The organism is Romboutsia sp., assembly GCF_035470145.1.
Taxonomy (GTDB): domain Bacteria; phylum Bacillota; class Clostridia; order Peptostreptococcales; family Peptostreptococcaceae; genus Romboutsia_D.
This window is the reverse complement of record NZ_DATIRC010000144.1, coordinates 1-14,528: the sequence shown is the minus strand read 5'-3', so window position 1 is coordinate 14,528 and position 14,528 is coordinate 1. Positions and strand designations below refer to the sequence as shown.

The 14,528-nt window shown below is 27.1% G+C and carries 15 protein-coding genes; all 15 read right to left on the bottom strand.

Annotated elements, in window-relative coordinates; genetic code table 11:
- Positions 1-1,760: SH3 domain-containing protein (locus VLM92_RS05655; protein WP_325275379.1), on the bottom strand; the 1,760-nt coding region annotated here is incomplete at its 3' end.
- Between the two features lie 183 nt (positions 1,761-1,943).
- Positions 1,944-2,417, bottom strand: coding sequence for a hypothetical protein (locus VLM92_RS05650; protein ID WP_325275378.1), 474 nt, complete (start codon positions 2,415-2,417; stop codon positions 1,944-1,946).
- Between the two features lie 243 nt (positions 2,418-2,660).
- Positions 2,661-3,944 carry an FAD-dependent oxidoreductase gene (locus tag VLM92_RS05645; RefSeq protein WP_325275377.1) on the bottom strand — a complete coding sequence of 428 codons (1,284 nt, stop codon included), beginning with the start codon at positions 3,942-3,944 and terminating at the stop codon, positions 2,661-2,663.
- A gap of 11 nt (positions 3,945-3,955) precedes the next feature.
- The gene (locus tag VLM92_RS05640; protein ID WP_331681690.1) at positions 3,956-4,915 is read right to left on the bottom strand and encodes a 2Fe-2S iron-sulfur cluster-binding protein; all 960 of its coding nucleotides are present in this window, start codon (positions 4,913-4,915) and stop codon (positions 3,956-3,958) included.
- 1,242 nt (positions 4,916-6,157) lie between these two features.
- The gene (locus VLM92_RS05635) at positions 6,158-6,598 is read right to left on the bottom strand and encodes a MarR family winged helix-turn-helix transcriptional regulator (RefSeq protein WP_325275375.1); all 441 of its coding nucleotides are present in this window, start codon (positions 6,596-6,598) and stop codon (positions 6,158-6,160) included.
- Between the two features lie 364 nt (positions 6,599-6,962).
- Entirely contained in the window at positions 6,963-7,385 is a 423-nt protein-coding gene (ytfJ, locus tag VLM92_RS05630; RefSeq protein ID WP_325275374.1) for a GerW family sporulation protein, read from the bottom strand.
- Positions 7,339-7,974, bottom strand: coding sequence for a DUF2953 domain-containing protein (locus tag VLM92_RS05625; RefSeq protein WP_325275373.1), 636 nt, complete (start codon positions 7,972-7,974; stop codon positions 7,339-7,341). Before VLM92_RS05625 ends, ytfJ begins: the two co-directional genes overlap by 47 nt.
- A 166-nt stretch (positions 7,975-8,140) precedes the next feature.
- Positions 8,141-8,683, bottom strand: a complete 543-nt coding sequence (gene scpB, locus VLM92_RS05620) for an SMC-Scp complex subunit ScpB (RefSeq protein WP_325275372.1) — start codon at positions 8,681-8,683, stop codon at positions 8,141-8,143.
- Position 8,684: 1 nt separating this feature from the next.
- The gene (locus VLM92_RS05615) at positions 8,685-9,410 is read right to left on the bottom strand and encodes a segregation and condensation protein A (protein WP_325275371.1); all 726 of its coding nucleotides are present in this window, start codon (positions 9,408-9,410) and stop codon (positions 8,685-8,687) included.
- 26 nt (positions 9,411-9,436) lie between these two features.
- Positions 9,437-10,024 carry a site-2 protease family protein gene (locus tag VLM92_RS05610; RefSeq protein WP_325275370.1) on the bottom strand — a complete coding sequence of 196 codons (588 nt, stop codon included), beginning with the start codon at positions 10,022-10,024 and terminating at the stop codon, positions 9,437-9,439.
- Between the two features lie 124 nt (positions 10,025-10,148).
- Positions 10,149-11,300, bottom strand: coding sequence for a D-alanyl-D-alanine carboxypeptidase family protein (locus VLM92_RS05605; protein WP_325275369.1), 1,152 nt, complete (start codon positions 11,298-11,300; stop codon positions 10,149-10,151).
- A gap of 54 nt (positions 11,301-11,354) precedes the next feature.
- Entirely contained in the window at positions 11,355-11,558 is a 204-nt protein-coding gene (locus VLM92_RS05600) for a CD1290 family small acid-soluble spore protein (RefSeq protein WP_325275368.1), read from the bottom strand.
- A gap of 180 nt (positions 11,559-11,738) precedes the next feature.
- The gene (locus VLM92_RS05595; RefSeq protein ID WP_325275367.1) at positions 11,739-12,026 is read right to left on the bottom strand and encodes a DUF503 domain-containing protein; all 288 of its coding nucleotides are present in this window, start codon (positions 12,024-12,026) and stop codon (positions 11,739-11,741) included.
- Between the two features lie 56 nt (positions 12,027-12,082).
- Entirely contained in the window at positions 12,083-12,418 is a 336-nt protein-coding gene (locus tag VLM92_RS05590) for a YlbF family regulator (protein ID WP_325275366.1), read from the bottom strand.
- Between the two features lie 70 nt (positions 12,419-12,488).
- Positions 12,489-14,162, bottom strand: coding sequence for a ribonuclease J (locus VLM92_RS05585; RefSeq protein ID WP_325275365.1), 1,674 nt, complete (start codon positions 14,160-14,162; stop codon positions 12,489-12,491).
- Positions 14,163-14,528: the final 366 nt, after the last annotated feature.

The following is a 14,528-nucleotide window of genomic DNA, read 5'->3' as shown; positions in this document are numbered from 1 at the left end:
AAGTTATAAACTGTAACTGGTGTATTAAGAGGTTGTCCTTTAAATGATGTTATTGTTTGACCTTGTGCTAACGTGGATTTTCCATAACCAGTCTCCCACATAGCATGTGAAACAAGATATACAAGATCTATATTGTACTTTTGTGCTGCATTTATAAATGTTTGACCTTGATTATAAAATACATTAGTTCCTGATGCAGCTGGTGATAGGGAGTTTAAATATAAATTTAATTCACTAGCTGATATCCCACCTTTATAACTATCTATTCTTAAGAATTGCATCATTCCTTTTGAACTATTTGTAAAGTTACTTGGATTTAAGAAATATTCTAAGTCACTTTTATCTGCTAAAACAAATCCTCTACTTTCTTTCATTTTAACAGTAGTCATAACTTCACTACTTCTCGGTTTACTTGAATCTATAACATTTCCACCAATACTAGCTCTTTCTTGTTGAACTCTTACATGATCATCTAACGTATAGCTTAGTGTTTTGTAATTTACAGTAGCTCCATTTATATTTTCTGAAGTGTCTCCTCCTTGATTTGGTGGTTCTGTCGGTGGATTTGGTGTTATGTCACCTTGTTTACTTAAATACTGGCTCGATGTATATGCCACTTTTCCTTTATATTCTATCTTTGACCATCCATTACTTTCTGATATTATTCCTACTTTTTCGTCTTTTCTTAGATTTCCTACTTTGCTATAGCTAATTCCTGGTCCACTTCTTACATTTAATGAACTCGTATTTACCACCTTTATTTCTTTAACACCCTCTGGTTTTTCATCTGGATTTGAGGGTTCTGTTGGTGGATTTGGTGTTGTGTCACCTTGTTTAGTTAAATACTGGCTCGATGTATATGCCACTTTTCCTTTATATTCTATCTTTGACCATCCATTACTTTCTGATATTATTCCTATTTTTTCGTCTTTTCTTAGATTTCCTACTTTGCTATAGTTAATTCCTGGTCCACTTCTTACATTTAATGAACTTGTATTTACCACCTTTATTTCTTTAACACTCTCTGGTTTTTCATCTGGATTTGATGGTTCTGTCGGTGGATTTAAAATACCTGATATATTTTTTAAGTATCTACTCGATGTATATGCAGTTTCTCCTTTATAGTCTATCTTTGACCATCCATTTCTTTCTGATATTACATTTACCTTTTCACCTTTTTTTAAGCTTCCAACTATTGAGTAGCTAGTATTTGGTCCACTTCTAACATTTAAACTATCTGTATTTACTTCTTTATTAATTTCTTGTGAACTTTCAGATTTAATATCTTCTAAATATTCACTAGAAATATATCCTAGTCTTCCGTTATATTTAACTTTTGTCCATCCATTATTTTCTGACACTACATCTAATACGTCACCTTTATTTAAAGTGATTATAACTCTATAGCTTGTTCCGGCTCCACTTCTCATATTTAGCCTATTGACTGTAACTCTCTTTTTTTCGCCTAATATATTTGATTCATTGGAATTATCATTACTATTTGACTTTGATATATAAGTAGATGAAGCCCATCCTTCTTTTCCTGAGCTTGTTTTTATTTTATACCATCCATTAGATGTTTCATTTATATCAACTTTATCATTTTTTTTAACAGTAAATAAAACTGTATAATTAGTTCCTGGCCCACTCCTAACGTTTAAAGAACTAGTTGTAACTATACCTATTTGTGCTGATGCATGTACATTATTTACTGTCATAGGTATCATAGCTAATGTTGCTAGGGCAATTTTTTTCTTCAATTTCTTTTCCCCCTCTTATTCGTTCCATTCAATTATATTTACCATAAATTACATTTATAATAATTATATGACAATTTATGTTATAGGTAAATACAGATTTTTATGTGAAAACACTACTTTTATACTTTACGACAGAGTTGAGGATTATTTTAGATTTTTTTGTATTATTTAATATTTTATATCTTATTTAAAATATTTTTCATTTATAACCTGAGCACATTTTATTCCATATGGTACTTTTGAAAATCCTGTTTCTTTTTTAAATACTTTTATTAAATTCTTTTCGTTATGTATGTAATTTTTATGTTTCGGATATATTATCGGATATTCTAAGTATGATATGAAATACTCTAAATCTTTGCCGCTGCATTTTTTCCAAAACCCATCCCAAGATGTATTATTTATATAGTCATATGGTTCTAAAGCTTCTCCATTTTCCATAAAGTATTTAATTGGATCTGGAAGTTCATCACTATTTTCTTTAAATTCTATATCTAGCCTACAAAATTCTTTTGTGTATTTAGTTAATTCTTCACTTATTTCTTTCATTTTATTTTCTATATTTTGTATTTTTGATTCATCATTTTCTTTTATAAGATTTTTGTATTCTCTAGCATATATTTCAAACATTCTATATTTTGCTTCTGTAATGTTCATATATATACACACATCCTTTGATTGATATTTTTATTATATACATATATTTTATCTTTACTAATGTTTTACCTTTTTAAATATTAAATTTTTCCAAATTATATATTATGTTTATAATTTCTTAAATATTTTTATTTTTATATGATAAATTTTTTATAAATATTTTAGTTTATACATTTTAATTAAATCTCATACTTAGTCTTATTTATATAAAAAAAGCTAGGTATTCGCCTAGCCTTTTTTATATTACTTAATTATTTTCTTATTATATACACCTTCTAAACTAGCTTTCTTCACTCTATCATATATAACTTTTTTATCAATAGTATAAAAATCTAGTTCTTTCATTCTGTTGAAATAAATACTTCCGGCAAAAGTAAACCTAAGCTTATCACCCTCTAGTTTATGCATTTCATTATTAGAATAGGCTATAAAATCTCCTATAACAAGATTTGTAGGTAGTTGTAACAAATACATACCTACACAATTTCTAGCTGCATTATGGCCTGCTAGACTTCCTGTACATATAGCTTCTGTATGACCTACATAAAAACCTGATTTTTCTCCTGCAACAAATAAATTACTAACACCCTTAACTCTCATATAATTATCTCTTGGAGCTACAGATAAATATCTTATAGAATTACCCTTTCCACCAGCATAAGGATCAACGATTAAAGCACTCTCAAATCCCGGTATCATTCTTAATTTTTCTAAATTATAAAAAGGGCTCATAAGTTTTGCATGACCTGTATCTATTAAAACTATATTATTAGCAAATTCAGGCAGTGCATATTGCTGACAAACTTTTATATCTAGTTTTTCTTCATTTATAAATTCTTCTGGAAGAGGTACTACTGCACATCCTTTTTCATTTAACTCTTTTTGTAAATCTTCACTTAAAGATTCTTTTAATAACTTCATAGAACCACTAAATGCACCTGAATCACCATTATTTCTTCTTCCAAGCATATCTTCAATACCACATCTACTACTTATACTAACCCTACCACCGAAAGATGGGCATCTTAGTACACACATAGCACATCCATTTCCATATTTAATACAATTACCCATAGGACCTGTCGAACCTGTAGTTTCTACAAAAGCATCTCCTTTTATCTTATCACCATTTTCTAATATAACTGCAACTATTTTTTTATCATCCATCTCAACATCTATAACTCTACTGAAAAACTTTACTTCTATTCCCATATCAATTATTTTTTGTCTTACAGGCTTTTCTATTTTAGTAACATTATAAATTGTAGCATGTTCATGTCCTGGGAAATTTATATTCTCATGAGTACAATACTTATCAGTAAGTTCAAATAATTCATTGGCTCCAAGTGCAATTGCTTCTTCTGTAGCTGTATATCTACCATTATTTCTCATTATTCCCCCAACGTTTCCCAGTCCTAATAATAAGTCAGTTTTTTCTAAGATAACAACCTCAGCTCCTGCTTTTCTAGCAGATATAGCAGATGCGCATCCTGCCCATCCACCTCCAATTATAACTACTTTTGGCATGGCTATTCCCCCTATAAATTCTTAGAATTCAAAAAATCCCTACTATCAATTTGTGCCTTGCATGACTTTACTTTTTCTCCATTTATATCTATGGTACATGCACCACAAACTCCTTCTCCACAGCATATTAAATTATTATTCGAAATAGCAAAATTGATATTTTCATCAACTGAATTTACAATATCCATTACATATTTGTTAAAAGCATTAGCACCTCCACTATATACAAGTTCTACATTGTTTCTTCTTATATAGTCTATTAAAAAGTCTCTGTCTTCATTTAAGTCCGTATTATAGATATTTACTCCTAAATTTTTTAATTTGTCAATTACCACTTCTAAAATAGTTGCTTGGTTATTAATGAATACTTCTACATTATTTTTATTTTCTAATAATCTTTTTACTATATTGATAGAATTTACTTGTGATAAACCGTTTAATACTACAACCGTATTAGTTTTATAAGCTCCTTTGATTTGTTTTATTCCAAATATACCATTAAAATATGGACCTTTAACCCATACCTCATCAAAGTTAATTATATTCTTAGTCTTAATTCCCCTTGGTTTAATTATAACTTCTAAAATGCTGTTTTCCATATCTACATCCATAACTGATATTGGTGCGTTGAATACATCACTATTTTTATCTTGGCTTTTTATTAATACATATGCCCCCGGGCTACATAAATCTCTTATCATATCATTTGGCACTTGTATTTTAACCAAAAAAGTATCATTTCCTAAATTATCAACTTCTTTGATTTTACAAAGAGATTTTTTTCTTTCGCATATTGGTACATTTTTACTGTGTTGCAGTTCATTATAGATACATACTCCTTGCCATAAGCAATCACAATTTTTCTTTCCACATATAATTGGACATTTTATACAATCCCCTGAGTAAGCAAGATGACATGGACAGTACTTACTTCCTGCATCAGCACATAATTGCATGTTTGCTTTTTTCAACTTATTCACTTCCTTAAAATGATATTTTCAATTGTCTTAAAGCATATAGTATTAATTTATTATTTAAATTTTATTTTGTTACACTTCCTTTTTTTTAGTTTGTATATTTTTATTGATTCTATTTTTTTTGAATAAAAATATACTATAATATATTAAAAACTTATTTATATCAATATTGTTTTTTTTGAATAGAATATATAAAAACTTATTATAGAGGAGAATTTTATGGCCAATACGTTCCTTTTTTCTAAAGAACATTTAATAATACTATTAATTTTCGCTATATTTATGTACTTTTGTCCTAGACTTACTAAAAACTTATTACCTTATAGCTATATTGTTGAGAAAATAATTTGTGGATTAATTATTTTAGAAATAGTTTTCGAACAAGTCTCCATAGTGTCCATGGGAAATTATGATGTGCTAAGTTCATTACCTATTGGAATTAGTAGATTTTGCGCTTATATTTGTATTACTATATTATTTTTTAAGCAATATCAATTATTTAATGTGTTTTTTTCTTGGAGCCTAGTTTGCTCTATAGGGGAGATAATATTTTTTCAGCATATTCCATATAGGTTTCCTAATATACTTTACTTCTTGTATATATTTTCTAAAGTTTTATTAATCTATGCTAATGTTTATATGGTTGAGGTTAGAAAGTTTAAGATTAGCAAAAATGCTATAAGAGATAATCTAATTATGTGCATAATTTATTTTTCATTTATAGTTTTATTAAATACTCTTACTTGCGCTAATTATTCTTATAGTTTCTCAAATTTTAACTTAATAAGTATTTTTATTTTTATACTATCAACTACAGTTGTATATATATCAGTTATTATTTTTGATAAAGATAATTTCAATTTTAAATTTAAAAGATAAAATTCAATTAGCTCATACTCCTCAAGTAGTTCACCTATATATAGCTCAGGCTGTCTAAACTTAAGCTATTGTAAATTATCTTTACTTATAAACTAAATAAAATGTAATTTCCTAACATGTAAAAAACTCGCTAATAATAGCGAGTTTTTTTATCTTTAATTTAATTATGTAAAAAGAAAATAAAAATCTTAGGCTGTTTAAAATTATAACACAATTTACCATACTTTAAAATTTTTTTTTTATTTCTAGCTATATAGTATAAACTCCTTATGCCTTTTCCTTTTAATTGCTTTTATCGAATATCCCATGAGCCACATATTAGGTATTTTTATACCAATCCTAATATTTCATTTTTATTTATAATAAAAGTTTTATCATCGAATCTAATTCAATCATACAATTAAAGAGTCTCTCTTTTTGTTCTACACTTAATTTATCTATTTTTATGCCTATAATTGATATAAGTCTATCTATTTCACCTTTTACAATTTTATCCCCTTTTTCAGTTATACAATAAAAAGTATTTCTTCTATCCCCTGGATCTTCTTCTCTATATACATAGCCTTGTTCCACTAGTTTATTTAATAATATACATAAACTTGAATTTGATACGTATAAGTTTTTACTTAAATTTTTAAGTTCTATTTTTTTATGTTTTCTTATACTAACTAATGTAAAAAATTGTCTTTCTGTAAGAACTTTTTCTGCACTGTATCTTTCATCGTTGATAATTTTAACTAAATTTGTGAAATTATTTATATTTTCCATCATCAACTCAGAAATCTCTCTATTTTCCATAATATTCACCTCAAAATACTAGTCTTTCATTCCTATATTCTTTAATAATCTTTATTTATATTTAACTATTAGAAACTCACATTTATATTCTTTATTTATTATACTATACAAATATGTTCTTATCTATTTAAATCATTTTGATATCAAAATTAATTGTAATAAATTACCTTTTAATATTATAATTTATCAACGCCTTATTTAAATGTAAATTTTTGTATTTTTAATGAATATAATAAAAAATAAGTTTTCCTCATATCTCCAACAATCTTAGAAAACAGGATTATTACTCAAGTTTAGATGTTTGATGTATATAAAAAAACTATCTACAAGCCCTATACTTTAGTAACTTGTAAATAGTTTTTTATTATATGTTATTTTTATTAGTTACATTATTTTTAGATAAATTTTGAATTTTTTCTATAACCTTTGGTGTAACTGATAATATATTATCCACCATATTAATGCTATTATCTAAACTCATAAGTCTTGTTTCTCCATTTTCAACTACAACAAAAGCTACTGGTTGTATTGAAATTGCTCCTGCGCTTCCTCCCGCAAAGTTGGTATCTGGTTTTTCTTCTATTTTTTCTTTTGATTTATTTTCATCATATCCCTTAGAATACTCTCCTCCTCCAATACCAAATCCAATAGTTACCTTTGATATAGGTACAACCACTGTAGTATCAGTTTGTATAGGATCTCCTATTATAGTATTAGCGTCTATTGAACCTTTTATTGTCTCAAATGTTGTCTCCATAAGACTTTGTATTGACCCTGCTGATTTCACTCTTACCACCGTCCTTTTTCTTTATCTTAATTTTTTTATAAATTTTAAGTATTGCTATAAATATACTTATTATATCTTTAATCGTAAGTTTTATATGTATTTTTATATTTGATACTATATAGTTTTTTATAAAATCAGGTTTAACCTTTAAATACATTTTCTCTGGACTAATAATATTAATTATATTTCCATAAATACTATTTATAAATACGTATATAAAACATGTAAAACCTAAATTTTCATTGCCAAAACTTACATCACTATATACTTCTTGTATTTTTATTTTTTTCATTAATTTATAAATCACTTTAAAATCTTCTATCTCTATAGCCTTTTTATTTATACCTTTATTTATATTCTCCCTTTTAGTTTTATTAATTGCTGGGTTTTTTTTTGATTTTGGATAGATTTTTATTTTTATATTTATTAAATTAAATAAATATTTAATGTTAAAATTAACATTTATATCACTATTATTTATATACACTGTAAGTACTATATTTAAAGCTGATTTAATTATCATTATTGCTAATACTATTAATATCATTATTACTAAAATACTAATTGCAAATATATCATTATATCTCATATTCTTATTATTTTCTAAAAAATAACTATATATACTTATTATTGAAATTAATTTTATATATAACTATATCCAACATTTTATTCACTCATATCACCAATTGCCTAAATTGATTACCTTTTATATGGCTAAAAAAAAATAGATTACCTGTTAAAGTAATCTATTTTGATCAATTATTTTCATTGTTATTTTCTTCATAATCGTCTAAAAGAGGTAGATCTTCTAAGGTTTCTATACTTAGCAACTTTAAAAATTCATTTGTTGTTTTATATATTATAGGTTTACCTATCTTATCAAGCCTTCCTGCTTCTATTATCAATTCATTTTCTAAAAGAGTTTGTATAGCTTTATCACACTTAACTCCTCTTATGTCTTCCACTTCAACCTTTGTTACTGGCTGTTTGTAAGCTATTATAGTTAAAGTTTCTAGCGTAGCTTGACTTAAGCTTTTCTTTTTCTTTGGTTCTAATATTTTTTTTATAAAACTAGAGTAATCCTTATTTGTAGTCATTTGATATTTATCTTCTAATTTTATTATTTGTATCCCTCTGTTATTTTCTCTATATTCGTCTATTAATGAATTTAACATTAACTCTATTTCTTTTCTTGATAGCTCTTCATTGATTATATTATTTAACTCCCCAATACTTATAGGGTCTGAATATGCAAACATAATTGCCTCTATAATACTTTTTATTTCTTCACGTCTCATTTTACCACTCCGAGTTTTTCTTTATTAGTATATCATCAAAAAATATACCTTGTTCTACTACTATTTCTTTACCTTTTATTAATTCTAATATAGATAAGAAAGTAGCTATTACTTCATCTTTATCACAAGTTTGTATTATTTTTGTGAATCTCACTTCATTATTTTCTTTTATTATATTTCTTATATAACTTATTTTTTCTTCAACTGATATAATTTTACCCCTTACTATTTTATTTAATTTTTCGTCTTTTATTTCTTTTTCCTCTGATTTTTTAACCTTTAGTATATAAGGAAGTATGTTTTTTATAGCTTCTATTGATATTTCTTGTAAGTCTATTTTTTCATCTATAACTATTTCTTCTTTTTTTCTATAATATAATTCATTTATATAGCTAACATTATCTTTTAAATTTTGGGCTGCTAATTTAAACTTTTTATATTCCTCTAACTGTTCCATAAGTTCTAATCTTGGATCTTCCACTTCTTCATCATCTTTTTGCTTATATAATAAATATTTAGATTTTATTTCCAAAAGTTTAGATGCCATTGTTATAAACTCACTCGTTATTTCTAAATCCATTTTCTCTAGCATATCTAGGTACTTTATATATTGCTTTGTAATATCTATTATCGATATATCTTTTATATCTATTTTATGTTTAGAAATCAAATCATATAGTAAGTCTAGAGGACCTTCGTATACTTGTAGTTGTATATTATATTTCATTTACTTACCTCTTAACTTATATTATTTTAATAAAATAAAGTAACAATATTCCATATTACATCACGTATAGGAGATACTATTATCCCATATAATCCTGTGAATATTAAGATTAATAATATAGGGTAACTCATTCTCTCATACTTATAAATTATTTCATTATACTTATATGGTATAAATGATGATACTATACCCCATCCATCAAGTGGTGGGACTGGCAATAAATTGAATGCTGCAAACCATATATTATATACCATTGTCATAGATGCTATGGTATAAATAGCTTCCATCTTAACATATTTCATTACTATTACGCACACTATAGCTGCAAGTATATTTCCTATGGCACCTGCTAAAGATACTAAAACATTTCCCACTTTATAATTCTTAAAATTATTTGGATTTACAGGTACTGGCTTTGCCCAACCTATCCTAAAAATTAACATCGTAATAAGACCTATTGGATCTATATGTTTTGCAGGGTCTAGAGTCATTCTTCCATACATTTTGGCTGTGTCATCCCCTAATAAATGTGCAGCATATGCATGACCAAATTCGTGAACAGATATAGCTACTGCTATTGCTACTATGCTTACTAATATATTACTTAAATTCATACTTATATCTCCTAAATTACAATTTTAATATTATTATACCAATTAATAAAATTATAATCAAAACTTTTATAGTATGTCTTTGTATAAAAAAAAGAAGTTCATAAAACTTCTTTTTTATAATTTATTAAAGCATGCTGTCTATTACTCTTTGAAGCATCTGTAAATAACTTGCTTTATTTATATCTTTTGTATTAACTAAATCCACTTTACCTACCATCTTTTTACCTTGATATACTTCAACTTGTCCAAGTACTGTTCCTTTTTTTATAGGTATATTAGGATTTTCACTTACTTTTATTCTCCTAGTAAAATCTTTATTTCCACCTTTTTTGATTAAAACAGTTAAATTTTCTTTAGCTACTAAGTTTACTTTATTATCTTCTGCTTTGTCTAACGTAAGAGTTGCTATGTTATCATCTTTCGAACACAATTTAACACTTTCATAATTTGCAAATCCAAAGTTTAATAAATTAGAAGCATCTTTAAATCTTTCTGGAGATGTTTCAGCACCAAGAGTTGCAGATACTAAATGAGTATCTCCTCTTTTAGCTGACGCTGATAAACAGTACTTAGCTTCTTGTGTAAATCCCGTTTTAACGCCTGTTGTACCTTGGTAATGCTTTACCATTTTATTAGTATTAGCAAGTCCTACTGTTACTTGTTTTTTACCTACTACAACTTGATCCATCCATGTTGTAAGATATTTAGTTATAGATTCATGTTTTAATAATTCTCTAGACATTAAAGCAATATCATACGCAGAAGTATAATGATTATCAACAGGAAGCCCATTTGTATTTGCAAAATGAGTATCTTTCATTCCTAATTCTTTTGCTTTAGCATTCATATTGTCTACAAAACCTTCTACACTACCTGCTACATATTCTGCCATTGCTACACAAGCATCATTTGCAGAAGCTACTGCTATTCCCTTTAGTAAACTATTAACATCTTGTGTTTCTCCTGGTTCTAAAAATATTTGACTTCCTCCCATACTTGCTGCAGTGTCACTTATTTGAACCTTATCTTCTAATTTTATTTTGCCAGAGTCTAGTGCTTCTACACATAATAACATAGTCATTACTTTAGTTACACTAGCTGGAGGTAGTTTATCATGGGCATTTTTTTCATATAAAATTTGACCACTTCCTACATCCATTAGTATAGCTGATTTTGAAGAGATATTCATCGGTGTGCCATTTTCATTTGCAAAAGCCATATTCATAGGTACTAAGGCAAGTACTATAGATACTACTATACTAGCCAATTTTTTCATAGTTGTCACCTCTTAATATTTATTTTGAACTTATTTTCTCACTATTTAATTTTTTTATTCTAATTGGCTAGGTTTACTTGAAAAAGCATTTCTTTTATCTTCAAGTTTTTTAAAATGATGAGATAGCGCTCCATTACTATGTGCATTTTCTATTATTTCAAATGCATCTTCATAGTCCATTCCATAATCTGCTGCAACTTCCATTCTATGTTGTTTTAAAGCTACTCTTGCATTGTTATTTAGCTTCTTATCACTCATGTTCGTACCTCCTATTAATAAATTTACCTGTATTTATTTTTTACTAATATAAGGTATTTATAATTGTTATTTTTTTCTATAATATTTCATCTAGTTGAATTTTTCACTTAATAGCACTTAAACTCGTTTAAATGTTTATAAATAAAAGCTTAGATCACAATGTTCTAAGCTTTTATTTATTCAATAATGGATTACTTCCTCTTCAATTTCTATTATAATAGCTTCTGTATTTACTTCTATAAAGTTTATTATCTTTTCCTTAATAGAATCACATTGGCTAGAATCTAGTGAAATCCCTGCTATACCTATCGTAATTCTCTGATGAACATCTTGATTATCTACCTCTGATACAGACGTATTAAAGGTATTTTGAAGTTTTTTAACTATACTTTTTACAATCATTCGTTTTTCTTTTAAAGAATGTACCCAATTTGCTCTAAGGTCAATTTTCAATATAAATATTTTCATATAAAGCGCCCTTTCTTTTGTTTATCTATACATTATTTTATCCATTAGTTTTATGTCTATTTATAATCTTTTTGAACAGCTTGAGCAAGTATCTTATTTATATTATCCATCATTAAAGTAAATCTTTGTTCACTATTTAAATAATCGCATAGCCTTTTATTGCTTGTCACTTTCTTTTGAATTCCTTCTATTTTATTCATAGTCTTTTTATCTATTTGTTGATTTCTCATAGCATAACTTTGCATTTGAAGTTGAATATCTCTATAATCTTTTAAAAGTTTTTCACACTCTTTATCATTTTTTACTTCTTTCATGTATTTTCTAAATTGTTTGTATTCCTTACTGTTTTTTATTTCATTAGCTAACTTCATAGCCGTATCATTAACTGCCATAAAAAACCTCCTATATTTTTTTTAATCAAAAAAAGATTGAATATAATAAATTATATTCAATCTTTCATGATTATACCTCCATTATTATAGGAAGTATCATAGGATTTCTTTTAGTTCTTTGGTATAAATGCTCTTTTAAGTTTTCTTTTATGTTGTTCTTTAAATAAGCCCACTCTTTTATATTTCTATCTTCACATTCTTTTAATACTTGTTTGATTACATTTTTAGCTCCGTCCATTAAATCTTCAGATTCTCTTACATATACAAACCCTCTAGATATTATATCTGGTCCTGCTAAAACTCTTCCGTCTTCTTTTGATATTGTTACAACAACTATCATAAGTCCATCTTCTGATAAATGTTTTCTATCTCTTAATACTATATTCCCTACATCTCCAACGCCTAATCCATCAACTAATACATTTCCAGTTGGTATAGTACCAACTACCTTTGCCGAATTTCTATCTATTTCTAAAACGTCTCCAGTTTTATTCACAAATATATTTTGACTTGGCATACCTAATTCTTCTGCTAATTCAGCATGCTTTTTTAGCATTCTATACTCACCATGAGCTGGCATAAAGAATTTTGGTTTAACTAATGTGTGAATTAATTTTAATTCTTCTTGCTTGGCATGCCCTGATACATGTATATCTTCATCTTCATAAACTACTTCTGCGCCTTTTTCAAATAAACAATTTATTACTTTTGATATTAATTTCTCATTCCCTGGTATTGGATGAGCTGATATTATTATTAAATCTCCATTTTTTATTTCCACTTTTTTATGTTCTGAACTTGCCATTCTTGCAAGAGCCGACATTGGCTCTCCTTGTGAACCAGTTGTTATTAAGACTACTTCATTATCTTCATATTTAGATAAATCATTTAAATCTATTAACATGTTCTCAGGTATTTCTAAATATCCTAGTTCACTAGCTACGCCTACTACATTTATCATTGATCTTCCTGACACTGCTACTTTTCTGTTGAATTTTTCCGCTGTATTTATTATCTGTTGTAGTCTGTGTATATTAGATGCAAATGTAGCAACTATAATTCTACTTTGAATAGCTTTTCTAAATAAATCATCTAAACCTGCTCCTACAGTTTTTTCAGACATAGTAGAGCCTGGTCTTTCAGCATTTGTACTATCTGCTAGCATTAGAAGCACACCTTTTTTGCTTAATTCACAAATTCTATGAATATCCATAACCTCTCCATCAATAGGTGTTAAGTCGATTTTAAAATCTCCTGTATGGTATATTATCCCTTGGTCTGTATGAATAGCTATAGAGCAAGCATCTGGTATACTATGATTATTTTTTATAAACTCTACATCCATGTTTCCAAGCTTTATAACTTGTCTTGGAGTTATAACATTTAGCTTAACATTATTCATTTTATGCTCTTTTAATTTAACTTGTATAAGTCCTATACTAAGTTTTGCTCCGTATACAGGTACATTTATCTTTTTAAGTATATATGGAAGTGCTCCTATATGATCTTCGTGTCCGTGTGTAATAAATATACCTTTTATTTTTTCCTTATTTTTTATTAAATAGGCTATATCCGGTATAACTATGTCTACCCCTAACATATCATCATCTGGAAAACTTAGCCCAGCATCTATGACAATTATTTCGTCTTTATACTCAATAACTGTCATGTTTTTACCGACTTCGTTAAGCCCACCTAATGCCATTATCTTTATTTTGTTGGCGTTTTTTTTGAACAATTGCATCATCTCCTTTATGTCTATTCAGTTTTTCTTAAAATATAAACACGTTCTATAGTTTAAATAATATCAAATCACGCACTCTTTACCAGTTATTATCATTGTACCATAATTTCTACTATAATTTAAGTCATATTTATAATACATTTATTGTATTATTTTGACAAATTAATCTTGTTCTGTTATTCTCTGAGTATAAATGTAATATTAGGGAGGATATATGCGTGGAAAAACTCATTGCACTATAGGTGTTTTAAGTGTTATTCAAGCTTCGTTATTATTTAATATACCTATTTCTATATTCAATCTTATACTGTCTGCTTTTTTTGCAATACTTCCAGATTTAGATGAGTCTCATTCTGTAATATCTTA

What these genes read in the sequence shown, in the direction of transcription:
- VLM92_RS05615 (WP_325275371.1), bottom strand. Translation starts at nt 9,410, where the DNA reads ATGAAATATAATATACAACTACAAGTATACGAAGGTCCTCTAGACTTA.
- VLM92_RS05600 (WP_325275368.1), bottom strand. Translation starts at nt 11,558, where the DNA reads ATGAGTGATAAGAAGCTAAATAACAATGCAAGAGTAGCTTTAAAACAA.
- VLM92_RS05610 (WP_325275370.1), bottom strand. Translation starts at nt 10,024, where the DNA reads ATGAATTTAAGTAATATATTAGTAAGCATAGTAGCAATAGCAGTAGCT.
- VLM92_RS05625 (WP_325275373.1), bottom strand. Translation starts at nt 7,974, where the DNA reads ATGAGATATAATGATATATTTGCAATTAGTATTTTAGTAATAATGATA.
- VLM92_RS05605 (WP_325275369.1), bottom strand. Translation starts at nt 11,300, where the DNA reads ATGAAAAAATTGGCTAGTATAGTAGTATCTATAGTACTTGCCTTAGTA.
- VLM92_RS05635 (WP_325275375.1), bottom strand. Translation starts at nt 6,598, where the DNA reads ATGGAAAATAGAGAGATTTCTGAGTTGATGATGGAAAATATAAATAAT.
- VLM92_RS05590 (WP_325275366.1), bottom strand. Translation starts at nt 12,418, where the DNA reads ATGGCAGTTAATGATACGGCTATGAAGTTAGCTAATGAAATAAAAAAC.
- VLM92_RS05595 (WP_325275367.1), bottom strand. Translation starts at nt 12,026, where the DNA reads ATGAAAATATTTATATTGAAAATTGACCTTAGAGCAAATTGGGTACAT.
- VLM92_RS05650 (WP_325275378.1), bottom strand. Translation starts at nt 2,417, where the DNA reads ATGAACATTACAGAAGCAAAATATAGAATGTTTGAAATATATGCTAGA.
- VLM92_RS05585 (WP_325275365.1), bottom strand. Translation starts at nt 14,162, where the DNA reads ATGCAATTGTTCAAAAAAAACGCCAACAAAATAAAGATAATGGCATTA.
- VLM92_RS05645 (WP_325275377.1), bottom strand. Translation starts at nt 3,944, where the DNA reads ATGCCAAAAGTAGTTATAATTGGAGGTGGATGGGCAGGATGCGCATCT.
- scpB (WP_325275372.1), bottom strand. Translation starts at nt 8,683, where the DNA reads ATGAGACGTGAAGAAATAAAAAGTATTATAGAGGCAATTATGTTTGCA.